The organism is Pseudoalteromonas sp. SR41-8, assembly GCF_014163915.1.
Lineage (GTDB): Bacteria > Pseudomonadota > Gammaproteobacteria > Enterobacterales > Alteromonadaceae > Pseudoalteromonas > Pseudoalteromonas rhizosphaerae.
Map to the genome: position 1 here is coordinate 1 of NZ_JACJEE010000056.1, position 15,489 is coordinate 15,489.

General features: G+C 41.1%; 15 protein-coding genes. 14 read left to right on the forward strand and 1 reads right to left on the reverse strand.

The genetic code is table 11. The features are described from left to right. The first annotated feature begins 610 nt into the window (after window positions 1-610). The 5 genes from H5162_RS20670 to H5162_RS20690 all read left to right on the forward strand — a co-directional run bounded on the left by H5162_RS20670 (window position 611) and on the right by H5162_RS20690 (window position 6,380). Complete coding sequence (locus H5162_RS20670) at window positions 611-1,870, forward strand: aromatic amino acid transport family protein (protein ID WP_182760547.1); 1,260 nt, start codon at window positions 611-613, stop codon at window positions 1,868-1,870. 46 nt (window positions 1,871-1,916) lie between these two features. Continuing rightward, entirely contained in the window at window positions 1,917-2,759 is an 843-nt protein-coding gene (locus H5162_RS20675; protein WP_182732647.1) for a hypothetical protein, read from the forward strand. 299 nt (window positions 2,760-3,058) lie between these two features. Further along, entirely contained in the window at window positions 3,059-3,589 is a 531-nt protein-coding gene (locus H5162_RS20680; protein WP_182732646.1) for a hypothetical protein, read from the forward strand. A 94-nt stretch (window positions 3,590-3,683) separates the two neighbouring features. Beyond that, the gene (locus H5162_RS20685) at window positions 3,684-5,471 is read left to right on the forward strand and encodes a bifunctional diguanylate cyclase/phosphodiesterase (RefSeq protein WP_182732645.1); all 1,788 of its coding nucleotides are present in this window, start codon (window positions 3,684-3,686) and stop codon (window positions 5,469-5,471) included. A gap of 81 nt (window positions 5,472-5,552) precedes the next feature. Beyond that, complete coding sequence (locus H5162_RS20690) at window positions 5,553-6,380, forward strand: ABC transporter substrate-binding protein (protein WP_182779409.1); 828 nt, start codon at window positions 5,553-5,555, stop codon at window positions 6,378-6,380. Window positions 6,381-6,428: 48 nt separating this feature from the next. Here the strand turns inward: H5162_RS20690 and suhB are convergent, their stop codons facing one another. Then, window positions 6,429-7,232 (reverse strand): inositol-1-monophosphatase, encoded by an 804-nt coding sequence (gene suhB / locus H5162_RS20695; RefSeq protein WP_145236520.1) that lies wholly within the window; start codon window positions 7,230-7,232, stop codon window positions 6,429-6,431. A gap of 290 nt (window positions 7,233-7,522) precedes the next feature. Between suhB and trmJ the strand changes: the two genes are divergently transcribed. The 9 genes from trmJ to H5162_RS20740 all read left to right on the forward strand — a co-directional run bounded on the left by trmJ (window position 7,523) and on the right by H5162_RS20740 (window position 15,353). Then, a complete protein-coding gene (gene trmJ, locus H5162_RS20700) occupies window positions 7,523-8,245 on the forward strand; it encodes a tRNA (cytosine(32)/uridine(32)-2'-O)-methyltransferase TrmJ (protein ID WP_182735783.1) in 723 nt (240 codons plus the stop codon). A 174-nt stretch (window positions 8,246-8,419) separates the two neighbouring features. Further along, on the forward strand, window positions 8,420-8,911 hold the full coding sequence (iscR, locus tag H5162_RS20705) for a Fe-S cluster assembly transcriptional regulator IscR (protein WP_145236527.1): 492 nt from the start codon (window positions 8,420-8,422) through the stop codon (window positions 8,909-8,911). A 23-nt stretch (window positions 8,912-8,934) separates the two neighbouring features. Further along, window positions 8,935-10,152, forward strand: a complete 1,218-nt coding sequence (locus H5162_RS20710; RefSeq protein ID WP_149980538.1) for an IscS subfamily cysteine desulfurase — start codon at window positions 8,935-8,937, stop codon at window positions 10,150-10,152. A 40-nt stretch (window positions 10,153-10,192) separates the two neighbouring features. Then, window positions 10,193-10,576: a Fe-S cluster assembly scaffold IscU gene (gene iscU, locus H5162_RS20715; protein ID WP_145236533.1), complete on the forward strand. Its 384-nt coding sequence runs from the start codon at window positions 10,193-10,195 to the stop codon at window positions 10,574-10,576. A 10-nt stretch (window positions 10,577-10,586) separates the two neighbouring features. Then, entirely contained in the window at window positions 10,587-10,910 is a 324-nt protein-coding gene (iscA, locus tag H5162_RS20720) for an iron-sulfur cluster assembly protein IscA (RefSeq protein ID WP_145236536.1), read from the forward strand. A gap of 92 nt (window positions 10,911-11,002) precedes the next feature. Then, the gene (gene hscB, locus H5162_RS20725; RefSeq protein ID WP_149980539.1) at window positions 11,003-11,530 is read left to right on the forward strand and encodes a co-chaperone HscB; all 528 of its coding nucleotides are present in this window, start codon (window positions 11,003-11,005) and stop codon (window positions 11,528-11,530) included. Between the two features lie 51 nt (window positions 11,531-11,581). Next, complete coding sequence (gene hscA, locus H5162_RS20730; RefSeq protein WP_145236544.1) at window positions 11,582-13,444, forward strand: Fe-S protein assembly chaperone HscA; 1,863 nt, start codon at window positions 11,582-11,584, stop codon at window positions 13,442-13,444. Window positions 13,445-13,455: 11 nt separating this feature from the next. Beyond that, window positions 13,456-13,794, forward strand: a complete 339-nt coding sequence (fdx, locus tag H5162_RS20735; RefSeq protein WP_145236547.1) for an ISC system 2Fe-2S type ferredoxin — start codon at window positions 13,456-13,458, stop codon at window positions 13,792-13,794. A gap of 131 nt (window positions 13,795-13,925) precedes the next feature. Further along, window positions 13,926-15,353, forward strand: coding sequence for an NAD-dependent succinate-semialdehyde dehydrogenase (locus tag H5162_RS20740; RefSeq protein WP_182779410.1), 1,428 nt, complete (start codon window positions 13,926-13,928; stop codon window positions 15,351-15,353). Window positions 15,354-15,489: the final 136 nt, after the last annotated feature.

Here is a 15,489-nt window from a genome sequence, read left to right on the forward strand (position 1 = left end):
TTTTGGACCCACCTGACCCCATGCCGAACTCAGTAGTGAAACGAAACAGCGCCGATGATAGTGTAGCATTTGCTATGTGAAAGTAGGACATTGCCAGGCTCCAAATAAGAGAAACCCGTTACAGCAATGTGACGGGTTTTTTGTTGTCTGTAGGAAAGTAAAACCCCAAAGGCAAGAGCCCGTACCGAACTCAGTAGTGGCCGCTCCGGCACAAAGATAGTGTCGCATTTGCTATGTGGCTCTCTACCGCTGTGGGCACCACGACATCCTACTGCGTAGCGCACCATGGATCTAAATTGAGAAAGCCGCTCAGAAATGAAGCGGCTTTTTTACGTCTGTAGGAAAGCTAATGGCTTTGAGCTGTCAGCAGCGTAGTGTTAACCTTTGACATGCGTGTACTGCCATTTTTCTAAGCTTGAAAACTCGAAAATTTATTTCCTCTATCAGCTAATGAATTTTGATTTTATGACTGTTTCAAATTCATGACAGTAAGTAACTCAGTAATTACAAAATAGGCTGTAATATTTAGTTAATTATATCGCCAAAAACTGAAATAATGTGTTGATTTCTATATGCTCTTGCCAAATTATTATACTAATAGGTGAAGTGCATGAACTCTTCCACTGATGCTGCGCAGTTTGACGCAGTGACAACAAGTAAATCGAAATGGAACTTTCATGATACCCAATGGGTGTTGAGTCTTTTTGGTACTGCAGTCGGTGCCGGTATTTTGTTTTTGCCAATTAATATTGGTATTGGTGGCTTTTGGCCGCTGATCATTTTAGCGTGTTTAGCGTTTCCAATGACTTTCTTAGCCCACCGTGGCTTAGCGCGTTTTGTATTGTCATCAAAGAACAAAGATGCTGATTTTACCGATGTGGTTGAAGAGCATTTTGGTGTGAATGCTGGTAGATTAATTTCATTATTGTATTTCTTATCAATATTTCCAATTCTACTGATCTATGGTGTTGGCCTAACTAATACTGTTGATAGTTTTATGGTAAACCAATTAGGTATGGAAGCACCTTCTAGAGTATTGCTTTCAGGAATTTTAGTTGCAGGTATGATCAGCTTGATGCTCGGTGGTGAAAGGCTAATGTTGCGTGCTTTTGCTATTTTAGTGTATCCGTTAGTCGGTATTTTATTGTTTTTATCGTTGTATTTAATTCCGAGCTGGCAAGTACCAAATATGGCCTTTCCTGAGTTTGCAGGCTTTAGTAAAACGTTATGGCTGTCAATTCCTATTATAGTGTTCTCATTTAGCCACGCAGCGGCGATCTCAAGCTTTGTAAACGTACAGCGAGGTCATTATGGTAAACAAGCGACAGCTAAGTCCGAGGCGATTCTAAAGCGCACCAGTTTATTACTGATAGTGTTCGTTCTATTGTTTGTATTTTCGTGTGTACTTTCATTAACACCAGAGCAAATGTTGCAAGCAAAAGCACAAAATGTATCCGTGTTATCATACTTAGCTAATGTTACTGACAACTCATTTATTGCCACCTTTGGCCCGCTAGTCGCGTTTATTGCTATCACTTCATCTTTCTTAGGTCACTTTTTAGGAGCAAGAGAAAGCTTTAATGGGCTTGTTACTAAGCAAACCAACCTATCAGTGAAGAACGCCGATAAAATTGGCGTTGCTATTATGTTCTTGGCAATTTGGTTTTGTGCTGTTAAAAACCCAAGTATCTTAGATATGATGGACCAACTATCAGGGCCGATTATTGCGATGATCTTATTCATCATGCCAATGATCGCTGTTTATAAGGTTCCAGCATTACAAAAGTACCGTGGCCGTTTTAGCACTTTGTTTGTGTTAGCTGTAGGCTTATTAGCGGTAGCTGCATTGATTTATGGTTTTGTTGCTTAGCGAGTAGCTTTAGAGACTTTAGTTAGATTAAATAAAGGCCCTGTAGGTGACAAACTTACAGGGCTTTTTAGTTTATGCTATTGCAGCTAGAGCGCAGGTTCTAATATCAGCGGTGACGGTAAAATTAATGGACACACCGCTAGCGGACAAAGCATCTCATTCCAATTGTATGGTGGAATTTCCGGCAACCTCCATAATGATGAAATTAGCCTGGGGCGAAGTTAAATCTCAAAGTGCCAATGGCCTTTGCTATAAAAGTAATGTTAAAGATTTGAGCCCCAGCGGTGTACATCAGGTTATCGCTAATAGCGGTGCATGGGTTGAAAGAGGAGAGTATTGCCTAGATAAAACTAACGCTTTTACCATGAGTGATGGTGATAGAACCTTTGTCCTAAAAGGTTTTCACATTGTTACTAAAGAGCTTAAAGATTGGATATGGATCTCATTTATTTGGCAACCCGAACCAGATATAGGCTTTGGTAGTGACAGACCGGACAGTATCAGTGACGTCTACAGCAACTATATTATGTTAGTGTCGGTCAATGAACTGGAAATGGATCCCTCCCCAGGAAATGGAATGAATAACCTCCCGCTGTTTACTGGCAGTAAAAAATTATTTTTAAACTATCGCAATAAAAAAGAGGTAATCACTTGGAACTCTAACCCTTTTATTGAAGGGCCCGATTCCACCAGTAATTGTATTAGTTGTCATCAGGGAATATTTGCCACGGGCAAATTTGGGCCAAATACAGAGCGTAAACATTTTCCTTATGACTATACCTTTGGCACGCAAAACCGTGATCTTATCTTGATGCCAAGAGTATCATTCAGAAAAGCCATTAACCGAGCCGCAGCGAAATTTAGGTCTAGTCACAAAGATGACAAATAGGGTAAGCGAACTCAGTTTTTGAAAATTAACAATGTACTTGAAAAAGCTAAGTAGGTTAGAAGTGCCCCGATGGTGGTGGTGAATAGTCTAATAGTATTTGTAGCTTTAGAGTATCAAGCCAGAGAGAAGCTGAAAGAATAAAAGGCCTACGTAAGGGGCAAGCCCCTTGTATTTGCATATTTGTCGGCGGGGTTTTATGCCGCGTAGCTTTAAATAGGTCGCTGTTAATAATTGCTATTTATGGAACGTAATATTTCCTATAATAGTAATTATTGATTAAGTATTGATGTAACCAACTAATGTTAAAGCAACTTGTAGTCGCTAGTAGTCTAATTATTGTTAGCGGATGTGATGACAACGTTAAACCTAAGCAATCAAAGGCTGCAGTACAACCTTATCAATTAACAACACTTGAACATTATCAGCATCAAGCTAATAACTTACTTCGCAGTATTAGAGTGCAAAAAGACGCAGCTAATTTAGAAACTCAATCTGCTGATTTAGTCGCGCTATCGCAGACTATCCTCAATGACTTGATAGTTGATTATCCACAATGTGCTGAATACATAAATGCGCTTATTGCTGTTGCTGATTTGCTCCCTTCATTGCCCCTAGAAGAAATTGAAAGTGGTTATCATAGCGATGGTAAGCTACCTAAGTTTGACGATCCCATATGTTATCACGGTAAGGATTTATTGGTTCATCCTGCGACTGTACAGGCGGTTGCTCGTTTAGGATTTGTTGACCCACAAGCTTATGAATATGCTGAACTTGAGATTATTGAGGTGATAGCTCATTTTGATCAGGTTGAACAAGCATTAAATAAATAACAAAATGCCGGAGTGTTAACGGGTACTGACATAAAATTGTCATACCAGCTTGCTACTTTAGCACTCTCTTAATGAAGTAATGGGTTGATGATAAGTGAGTGCTCGGCTAGGTATATTAGAAAATATCTTAAAAAACAGTGAAATAACGACACTGTTTCAACCCATCTTTGATATTGCAGGGCAGCAAATTTTAGGTTACGAAGCATTAAGTCGAGGCCCTAAAAATTGCGATCTAGAGATGCCAAATGCGCTTTTTAGTGCTGCAATTGTGCACGATAAAATCTCAGAGCTTGAGTTGTTATGCCGTTCAAAAGCGATCGAAAATTTTGTAAGATTAAAACTACAAGGCAAATTATTCTTAAATGTAAGTCCTAAAACGTTACTTGATCCCTGCCATCCGAAAGGAGAAACATTACACCTAATTAAGCAGTTTGGCTTGGCCGCTAATAGAGTGGTGATTGAAGTTACCGAACAAGAAAAGGTTGATGATGGTTTTTTATTGCTAAAAACAATTGCCCATTATCGCCAGCTCGGTTTTTCGATTGCCATCGATGATTTAGGTGCAGGCTACTCAGGGTTAAAGCAATGGTCAGAATTATGTCCTGACTATGTGAAGATTGACCGTTATTTTATTGACCATTGCGATGAAAGCGTGGTTAAAAAAGAATTTTTAAAATCAATTATAGAGTTAGCGAAAGTTACCAAAACAGCGGTGATAGCAGAGGGCATAGAGCGGGTTGAAGAACTCAGTTTACTTGAAGGGCTAGGCATTGTGAATGCGCAAGGCTTTTTGCTGGAACGACCAAGTTTAAAACCTAGCTTAGCGTTTGACTCAGCTCAATTACAGCAATTAAGTTTTACCCCACTTAACAATCAGTTTGAGCAATCAATGGCGATAGGTTGGTTAGCAATCGAACAAGCCCCAATAGACAGTCATACTCGTTGTAAAGATGCGCATAATATTTTTGAAAAAGATAAATCGATTATCAGTCTTGCGGTTGTCAATGAAAGCTTGCAGCCGATAGGCTTATTACACAAAGATCAACTGACAGAAGTATTTGCGGCTCCTTATGGCCATGCTTTATACGACAAACAACCGGTTACGGCACTAATGCACAAGCAACCCTTGGTAGTTGATGAAAATCAGCTGCTTGATACTGTTAGTCAGCAAATTACCGAAAATGATTTTGATATTCGCCGTCATATTGTGATCACTCGCACTGAGCAGTACTTAGGGCTCGCGCCACTGCGGGATATTTTAAAACATATTACGGAAGAGAAAATTCGTCATGCTCAGCATGCTAATCCACTTACTATGCTGCCGGGGAATGTTGCAATTAACGAAGCAATTGAGCATAGATTAAGAGCCAAACACAGCTTTGCATTAGCCTATATTGATTTAAACCACTTTAAGCAGTTCAACGATTTATATGGTTACGCCAGTGGTGATAGTGTTATCAAATTATTGGCCGATGTCACCACCCAAGCTTGTAGTAACGTGCCCAGTTTTGTTGGTCATATTGGTGGCGATGATTTTATGGTGGTCTTTGATGGTGATGATGCGGCTACAGTATGTAACAACATAATAACTGAGTTTGAGCTGAAATCTCGTGCATTCTTTACGCCAGAGCATATTGCCAGTGGTGGTTATTGGGCAACTAATCGTGAAGGTGAAAAGCAATTTGTACCTTTACTTACTTTATCGATTGGCGTTGTTGAACCCGATCTAGAGCAGTGTACTAACAGCCATCAAATTGCTGCATTGGCAACAGATGCTAAAAAAGAAGCAAAACGCTATCGCCACAGCTATCTATTTTTATGTAAACGACGTGGTCCTGCTTTGGCGGTTGTGCGTTTAACTCCTGAGAAACAAGTCATATAAAATAACGTTAAGTAGGGCTGTTTTTCTTGAGTATTTATTGCTCAGCGTGTAGCTTTACTAAAACACTAGAAAATAATAATTATGACTAGGTATTTCTTTTCACTCATCTCGCTCTCGGTACTTATTGTTAGTACCGTATGCAGTGCTAAAACTGCAGTAAAAGAAACGGTCACAATCGCTCAAGAACCTCGAACATTATATAAACGAGATGCATACTTAAAAGAGTTACTGCAACGTGCGCTTGATGCTGCTAATTATTCAGCCCAGTTAGAATCTGTCGTGGTACATCCTCACCAACAGCGGGCGCTCATAGCCCTTGGCGATAATAGCGTTGACCTATATTGGAGTATGACCAGCCCAGAACGAGAAACCTTAGCAATACCGATAAAAGTGCCGTTATTTAAAGGTTATATTGGTAAGCGAGCCTTAGTAACTAGGCAGTCGTTTCTTAATCGCTTTGCTGATATCAAGAGCAAAGAGCAACTAAAAGGGTTTACTGCAATTCAAGGGCATGACTGGCCAGATACCAAAATATTGGCACATAATGATTTATCGGTGCGGCCGTTTGCAAATTATCAAGCGATGTTTAATATCGTTTTGACCGGACGAGTTGATTACTTTCCTCGCTCCTTCATAGAAGTAAGCTCAGAGTTAAAAGAAGTTAATAAGCAAGCGCTGGTTATTGTGCCAAATTTATATATTAGCTACCCGAGTGCTTTTTATTACTTTGTGGCCAAACACAAGCCAGAACTGGCAAAAAAGCTCAGCGATGGCTTAGCTATTATGCAAATGAACGGTAGTTTTGATGAGCTATTTAACCAGTATTTTGGCGATGATTTAAAGGCCTTGCCATTTGATCCGCAAAACACTGTTGAGATCAAATTAGAGAACCCTTATTTTAATCATTAAAAAAGGAGCCTAGGCTCCTTTTAGTATCGATCTGAGTATAACTCGCTATTAGCGAAGTAACGCTTCAGTTAATACTGGGCGAATTTCACGGATCATCGCTTGTGTTAATTTTGGTGCGCCACAGATAATATTACCGCTGTGAGCGTAATTATTACCACCGGCAAAATCTACAACCATACCACCAGCTTCTTTAACCATTAGTTCACCTGCAGCTGAGTTCCATGGTTTCAAACCAATTTCAAAGAAACCATCAACACGGCCAGCTGCCACGTATGCCATGTCTAGTGCAGAACAACCGGCACGGCGAATATCAGCAGTGTGAACAAACAATGCTTTGAATGCTTCAGTATACGCATCCATATGGTGTTTGTTTTTGAATGGGAAACCAGTGGCAAGAACAGTACCAGAAAGAACGGTAGTTTTACTTACACGAAGACGTTTGCTATTTAGCTGTGCGCCTTGACCACGAGAAGCGGTGAAAAGCTCGCCACGAATTGGATCGTAGATAACAGCTTGGTCTAGACGACCTTTAACTTTAAGTGCGATAGAAACCGCGTAATGAGGGATGCCTTTGATGAAGTTTGTAGTGCCATCAATAGGATCAACAATCCATTGGTAATCTGCATCTTTACCTACGTGCTCACCTAGCTCTTCACCAACAATAGAGTGAGTAGGGTAAGATTGTAAAATAGTGTCGCGAATTACGGCTTCGGCTTCTTTATCAATATTCGTTACTAAATCATTAGTGCCTTTTTGTTGCACTTCAACTTTTGATAAATCTTCGCCAGCGCGAAGTAAAATTTTGCCTGCGTTACGCGCAGCGCGAACCGCAATGTTTAACATTGGATGCATGGTATTACCTTTGGGTTGTAAAAGAACGTGTATATATTTCTATATATTTCAGCCGGAGTATTCTAGCGATTTTTGGCACAAAGTAAACAATAAACCCCAAAAATTTTTGCTTGTTTTTTGTACTGGCTTGAGTTGCAAGGTAAAAATTACAAGACAAAAGCCAGCATTGATCGTTGATACATAAAACTTCCCATATTTATTACCTAGAACCTAGAACCTAGAATCTTTGCTGCTTACAGCTTTTCTCTATGTTATAATTCGCGCAATTTTTTGGTATGAGTTAAACAGTAATGATCTTAGATGACATCCGCATTGTTTTAGTAAACACCTCGCATTCAGGTAACATCGGCTCAGCGGCGCGCGCGATGAAAACCATGGGCTTATCAAAACTGTATTTAGTTGATCCAGCGTGTGAAGTTGATAGCCACGCCAGCGCATTAGCAGCCGGTGCAACTGATGTGCTAGGTAATGCGGTAATAGTTGACACAGTTGCTGAAGCGATTGCAGGTTGTGCTCTAACTATTGGTACTAGCGCCCGTTCACGTACTTTATCGTGGCCGATGGTGGAACCACGTGAGTGTGGTGAGAAGCTAGTTGCTGAAGCTGTTACTGGTCCTGTGGCATTAGTTTTTGGTCGCGAAAACAGCGGCTTAAGTAATGAAGAACTACAACTATGTAACTACCATGTGTGTATTCCTGCTAATCCTGAATACAGCTCGCTTAATTTAGCAATGGCTGTGCAGACCTTGTGTTACGAAACACGTATGGCGTTTTTAAATCAGCAACCAAAAGCCACGCAAGTAGATGATGCTGTGTATCCAAGTTCAAAACAAACCGAGTTATTTTACGAACACTTAGAACAAACCTTACTGGAAACAGGCTTTATTATTAAGCAGCATCCGGGCATGGTAATGACTAAGTTACGTCGTTTATTTAACCGCGCACGCCCAGAAGATGCAGAGCTAAATATTTTGCGCGGTATTTTAACCTCAATAAATAAGTCTACTAAATAAGCGAAAGTTATAAGACTAATACTTGACTAAATTACTCAGGTAATTACAATGAACACAGTACTTGACTAAAACAGTCGGGTATTGAGGTTTAGCTGATAGCTGATAGCCTCTAATATAATACTTGACTATTTTACTCTGGTAATTAAAATTTGCACTCTTTAGTGCGGGGGCTCCATGAAGTTAACATCAAAAGGCAGGTATGCCGTCACAGCGATGCTGGATGTTGCGCTACATACAAATGTAGGGCCAGTTCCCCTTGCCGATATTTCAGAACGACAAGAAATTTCTTTGTCGTATCTAGAGCAGTTATTTGCCCGGTTACGTAAAAGTGGTTTAGTCAGCTCTGTGCGCGGACCTGGTGGTGGTTATTTACTCGGTCGAGAAACGCATGCAATTTCGGTTGGTGATGTGATCAACGCCGTTGATGAATCAATAGACGCAACCCGATGCCATGGTGCAACAGGCGGCTGTCAAAGCGGAATGCGGTGTTTAACTCACACCTTATGGTCTGATCTAAGTACCAGAATAGAAGACTTTTTAAACGGTATTACCCTTGCTGAATTGGTGGAAAAGTCAGATGTGAAGGAAGTTTCATCTCGCCAAGATAACAGCGTTAATAATGCACTCAAGCAATTGGAAAATATTCAAGTAAGCTGCCAACTATAAGTTGGCGTCCAGCGGAGAAAGAAATGAAGTTACCGATTTATTTAGATTACGCAGCAACCACGCCAGTTGACGAGCGTGTAGCAAAAGAAATGATGCAATGCCTGACAATGGATGGCAATTTTGGTAACCCTGCATCACGTTCACACCGTTTTGGTTGGCAAGCTGAAGAAGCGATTGATCAAGCTCGTACTGATATCGCAGATTTAATTAACGCAGACCCACGTGAAATCGTTTTCACTTCGGGTGCGACAGAATCAAACAACCTTGCAATTAAAGGCGCAGCACAGTTTTATAAAAAGAAAGGTAAGCACGTTATTACCGCTAAAACTGAGCATAAAGCAGTGATCGACACCTGTCGTGAGCTAGAGCGTCAAGGGTTTGAAGTAACCTATATGGACGTTGAAGAAAACGGCCTACTTGATTTACAAAAATTAGCCGACACAATGCGCGATGACACAGTATTAGTGAGCATTATGCATGTAAACAACGAGCTAGGTGTAATTCAAGATATCGCAACTATTGGCGAAATGTGTCGCGAACGTAAAATCATGTTCCACGTTGATGCTGCACAAAGTGCCGGTAAAGTTTTAATCGACGTGCAACAGCTTAAAGTTGATTTTATGTCATTCTCAGCGCACAAAGTATATGGCCCGAAAGGTATCGGTGCATTGTATGTTCGCCGTAAACCGCGTGCTCGTTTAGAAGCACAAATGCATGGTGGTGGTCATGAGCGTGGAATGCGCTCTGGTACGCTAGCGACTCACCAGTTGGTTGGTATGGGTGCTGCATTTAGAATTGCCAAACAAGATTTCGAAAAAGATCATGCTCACATCAGCGCGCTTCGTAAGCGTTTAATTGATGGCATTATGGCTGATATGGATGAAGTGTACTTTAACGGTACGCCGGACCAATCAGTACCAGGAATAATTAACATCAGCTTTAACTTTGTTGAAGGTGAGTCGTTATTGATGGCTGTTAAAGATATTGCTGTATCATCAGGTTCTGCCTGTACTTCAGCAAGTTTAGAGCCTTCTTATGTATTACGTGCGCTTGGCCGCAACGATGAATTAGCACACAGCTCAATTCGTTTTAGTATTGGTCGTTTTACCACCGAAGAAGAGATTGATTATACCGTCAATTTAATGAAAAACTCTATCGGTCGCTTACGTGAGATGTCTCCTCTTTGGGAAATGCATCAAGAGGGTGTTGATTTAGATTCAGTTGAATGGGCTCATCATTAATTGACGAGCACATCCACTAGCAGGTAATGAGGATAGAATTATGGCGTATAGTGATAAAGTAATCGATCATGTTGAAAACCCACGTAACGTAGGTGTATTAGACAAAAATGATCCATCAGTAGCAACGGGTATGGTTGGCGCACCAGCATGTGGTGACGTAATGAAGCTGCAAATTAAAGTATCAGCTGCAGGCATAATTGAAGATGCTAAATTCAAAACATACGGTTGTGGTAGCGCAATTGCTTCATCGTCACTTGTAACAGAGTGGGTTAAAGGCAAGACATTAGATGAAGCTGCAATGATCAAAAACACTGATATCAGTGCTGAGCTTGAATTGCCTCCAGTGAAAATTCACTGTTCAATTTTAGCTGAAGATGCAATTCAAGCAGCAATTGCAGATTACAAAAGTAAACAAGCGAAGTAAGAGATAAATCATGGCAGTGACATTGACAGAAGCGGCAGTAAACCGCGTAGAATCATTTTTAGCAAATCGCGGAAAAGGCTTAGGCCTGCGCGTAGGCATTAAAACGACGGGCTGTTCAGGTCTTGCATATGTTCTTGAGTTTGTTGACGAGTTATCTGAAGGCGACGAAGTATTTGAATCTAAAGGGGTTAAAGTAATCGTCGACGCTAAAAGCTTAGTTTATATTGATGGCACCGAGCTTGATTACACTAAAGAAGGTTTGAACGAAGGGTTTAAATTTATTAACCCAAATCAAGCTGATGAGTGTGGTTGTGGCGAAAGTTTCACAGTATAAACAATAAAGTGATTGTACTCTTAAGCCCTGCACCTGTAGGGCTTTGTTCTATCTGAATTTTAAGCCAATAGATTGTTGGCATGGTTGGAATTATGCGCTATTTTGAATTGTTTGCGATACCCGTTGATTACAATGTAGATTTGGCAAAAGTAACTAAGAATTACCTCGAACTCCAGCGTGCTGTTCACCCAGATCGCCATGCCAATGCCAGCAGCCGTGATAAGTTATTAGCCGTACAAAATACTGCAGAAATTAATGATGCCTTACAAATTTTAAAGCATCCGGTAAAACGCGCAGAATATATGCTGAGTGAATTGGGTGTTGATATTCGTGCCGAGCAGCAAACACTACAAGATCCACTGTTTTTAATGCAGCAAATGGAATTACGTGAAGAGCTTGAAGAGCTAAGCACAAGCGATGATCCAGACACAGCGATTGCTCAGTTCGAGAAGCAAATAAAACAACTAGACAGCCAATACAGTGCGCAACTTGCTGAGCAATTGGCAAGTAATGACGAGCAGCAATGGCAGTTAGCCGCTGATAGCATTCGAAAATTAAAGTTCGTGTATAAATTACGAGATGAATTAGAGCGTATTGAAGACAGTTTATTCGACGATTAATTATCTAACTTACTGCACCATTGGTAAGTCAAACAAGAGTTAAAGATCATTATGGCATTATTGCAGATTGCTGAGCCGGGGCAGAGCGCGGCACCACATGAACATAAGTTAGCAATTGGTATTGACCTTGGTACTACCAACTCACTTGTTGCGACAGTACAAAGTGGCGAAGCCCGTACATTAACCGATGTTAATGGCGCAGCCATGTTACCGTCTGTTGTACGTTACGCCGCTGATGGTATAACAGTAGGCGAACTTGCCGCTCAAGCTGCAACACAAGATCCTGTAAATACTTTAATTTCAGTTAAACGTTTTTTAGGTAAAACTCAAGCTGAAATAGAGCAAAGCTACGGCCAATTACCGTATGATTTTTGTCAGCATGATGGTGCATTAGCGATTACCACCGCGGCTGGCAACATCAGCCCAATCACCGCATCAAGCGATATTTTAAAAGCATTAAAGCAACGCGCCGAAGAAAGCTTTGCAGGGCAAGATATTTTAGGGGCCGTGATCACAGTACCTGCTTATTTTGATGATGCACAGCGCCAAAGCACCAAAGATGCTGCAGAGCTTGCTGGTATTAATGTACTGCGTTTATTAAACGAGCCAACTGCAGCCGCGGTTGCTTATGGTTTAGATTCAGGCCAAGAAGGCATTATCGCAGTTTATGATTTAGGCGGCGGTACCTTTGATATTTCAATCTTGCGTTTAAACCAAGGTGTATTTGAAGTACTGGCAACCGGTGGTGATTCAAGCCTAGGTGGCGATGATTTTGACTCATTATTAGTGGATCATTTTAAACGTGAAACCGGTGTGATGACGCTATCTCCATCAGTATTACGCTTATTTATTAATAAAGCTAAAGCTTGTAAAGAAGCACTAAGCCAATATGCTAAAGTGAATGTTGGTCTTGAGTTTGATGATGAAAAATACACGGTTGAAGTCACTCGCGAAAAGTTTGAAGAACTAGCCATGGTGCTGGTGAAAAAAACACTCCGTTCGTGTCGCCGTGCAGTTAAAGATGCTGGTATTACAAACGACGAAGTACTGCAAGTAGTTATGGTCGGCGGTTCAACCCGTATGCCAATCGTACGTAACCAAGTCGCTGAGTTTTTTAATAAAGAGCCGCTTACCTCTATTGATCCGGACCGCGTCGTTGCACTTGGTGCAGCATTACAAGCGGATGTGTTAGTGGGTAACAAGCCTGATTCAGACATGTTGTTACTTGATGTATTACCACTGTCGCTTGGCCTTGAGACTATGGGCGGCTTAGTGGAAAAGATTATTCCGCGTAATACCACTATACCTGTAGCACGAGCACAAGAGTTTACCACTTTTAAAGATGGTCAAACTGCAATGTCTCTGCATGTATTGCAAGGTGAACGAGAGCTAGTTGATGATTGCCGTTCGTTGGCTAAATTTAGCTTAAAAGGTATTCCACCAATGGCAGCCGGTGCGGCGCATATTCGTGTGACCTTTAAAGTCGATGCCGATGGCTTACTTAGCGTATCTGCAATGGAAAAATCAACTGGCGTACAAGCTGAAATCCAGGTTAAACCATCGTTTGGTTTGTCAGATGACCAAGTAGCTAATATGCTTAAAGAGTCGATGACTAATGCCAAAGATGATATGCAAGCGCGTATGCTCAAAGAGCAACAAGTTGAAGCATTGCGTGTTATCGAAGCACTTTATGCATCATTAGCAACAGACAGTGCTTTACTTGCTGAACATGAATTAACTAACTTGAACGCTGAAATAGCGAAGCTAGTTACAGTTCGTGAGACAGCTACCGAGCCAAATCAAATAAAAGCAGCCATTGAGAAAGTTGATAACGCCAGCAGTAAATTTGCTGAGTTAAGAATGGATGCATCGATCAAAAAAGCACTGCAAGGGCAGTCAGTAGACAACGTTTAAAAGAGGTTAGAATGCCACAAATTATTTTTCTTCCCCATCCGGAATTATGTCCTGACGGCGCTGCAATTGATGCACCAAGTGGTGAAACAGTTCTTAATGTTGCACTTAAAAACGGTATCAGTATTCCACATGCTTGTGAAAAGTCATGTGCGTGTACCACTTGTCATTTAGTTATTCGTGAAGGTTTTGACTCACTTGATGAAAGTGACGAGCTTGAAGACGACATGCTAGATAAAGCATGGGGTTTAGAGCCTGAATCACGCCTAGGTTGCCAAGCAATAATCCGTGATGAAGACTTAATAGTTGAAATACCGAAGTACAATCTCAATATCGTTAATGAAGAGCATTGATTTAAAGCGCAGCTATAAGTTGTAAGCCTTAAGCTTTAAAGAAAACACCGCGCTCAATTTGAACGCGGTGTTTTTGTTTTAGCTTACAACTTACAGCTTAAGGCTCATAGCTACACACCGGAGGGGTTTCTATGTCACATCTTATATTTACTGATTCATTTATTAACGGTGAGTTTTACTCCACTGAAAAACACTTTAGTGTTGATGATCCCGCTACACAGCAAAGTATCATCATGGTAAGTGATATCGATGATGATGGGGTTCATAAAGCCATCAACGCCGCTCACGGCGCATTTATTAAACTCAAAGCCACCAATGCCACAACGCGTAGTAATGTATTAATGCGTTGGTTTGAACTGGTTATGCAGCATAAACAAACCCTTGCTGAATTAATGACTAAAGAGCAAGGTAAACCATTAAAAGAAGCCCTTGGTGAAGTTGAATATGGGGCTGGGTTTATTAAGTGGTTCGCAGAGCAAGCCAAACGTAGCTATGGTGATGTGATCCCCGCCACTGATGACAATCATCGTTTAACTAGTTTTAAACAGCCTATTGGTGTGGTTGCAGGCATAACTCCTTGGAATTTTCCAATTGCTATGGTTACCCGTAAAGTTGCACCAGCCTATGCCGCTGGGTGTAGCTTTGTACTAAAACCTTCGGAACATACACCTTTATGTGCTTTAGCATTAGCTTATTTGGCTGACCAAGCCGGTTTTGAAAAAGGCGCTTTTAATGTATTGCTCTCTGAAAACGCTAAAATGGTGGGTGAGTTACTAACTGAATCTGAACTTGTTCGTAAGTTCACTTTTACCGGTTCAACGGGCGTAGGTAAGCAATTACTTGCACAATGTGCCCCTACTATTAAGCGTACTTCAATGGAACTTGGTGGTAACGCGCCGTTTATTATTTTTGATAATGCCGATTTGGATGAAGCGGTAACGGGACTTATGGGGGCAAAATTTAGAAATGGCGGGCAAACTTGCGTCGCGGCCAACCGTATTTTTGTACAGCGTAGCGTGCTTGATCAAGTTGTCGATAAATTAGCTAAAAAAGTTACAGCACTGAAAGTCGGTAATGGGCTTGATGACGCAACAGATATAGGGCCGTTGATTTATCCTAAAGCTAAGCAAAAAGTACAAGAGTTGGTTGCAGATGCCAAAGCAAAAGGTGCGGTACAAATAGGTGATAATGTTGAGCTTGGTGGTAACTATCAAGCACCGCTTATTTTAAATGGGGTAACTGCGGAGATGGACATTTACCATCAAGAAGTTTTTGGCCCGGTGGTGAGTATCATTGTATTTGATGAAGAGCCTGAAGTTTTAGTACTGGCCAACGATGTGCCTTATGGTTTAGCTGCTTATTTTTATAGCCAAGATTTGAAACAAATATACCGAGTGAGCGAAGCGTTAGAGTACGGCATGGTAGGTATTAACGAAGGGTTAATATCAAACCCCGTCGCACCGTTCGGTGGGGTTAAGCAGTCAGGTCTTGGTCGCGAAGGTGGCCACCAAGGGCTCGACGAGTACCTCGAAGAAAAATATGTGTGTATGAAAATTTAGCTTTAGAGCGGTAAGCTATAAGTTTTAAGCTGTCCGAGTGCTTTTTAAGTGTTGACATAATAATTTGCAACGCTCAAATTTTTGGCTTACCGCTTACCGCTTACCGCTTACCGCTTACCGCTTACTGCTTACCGCT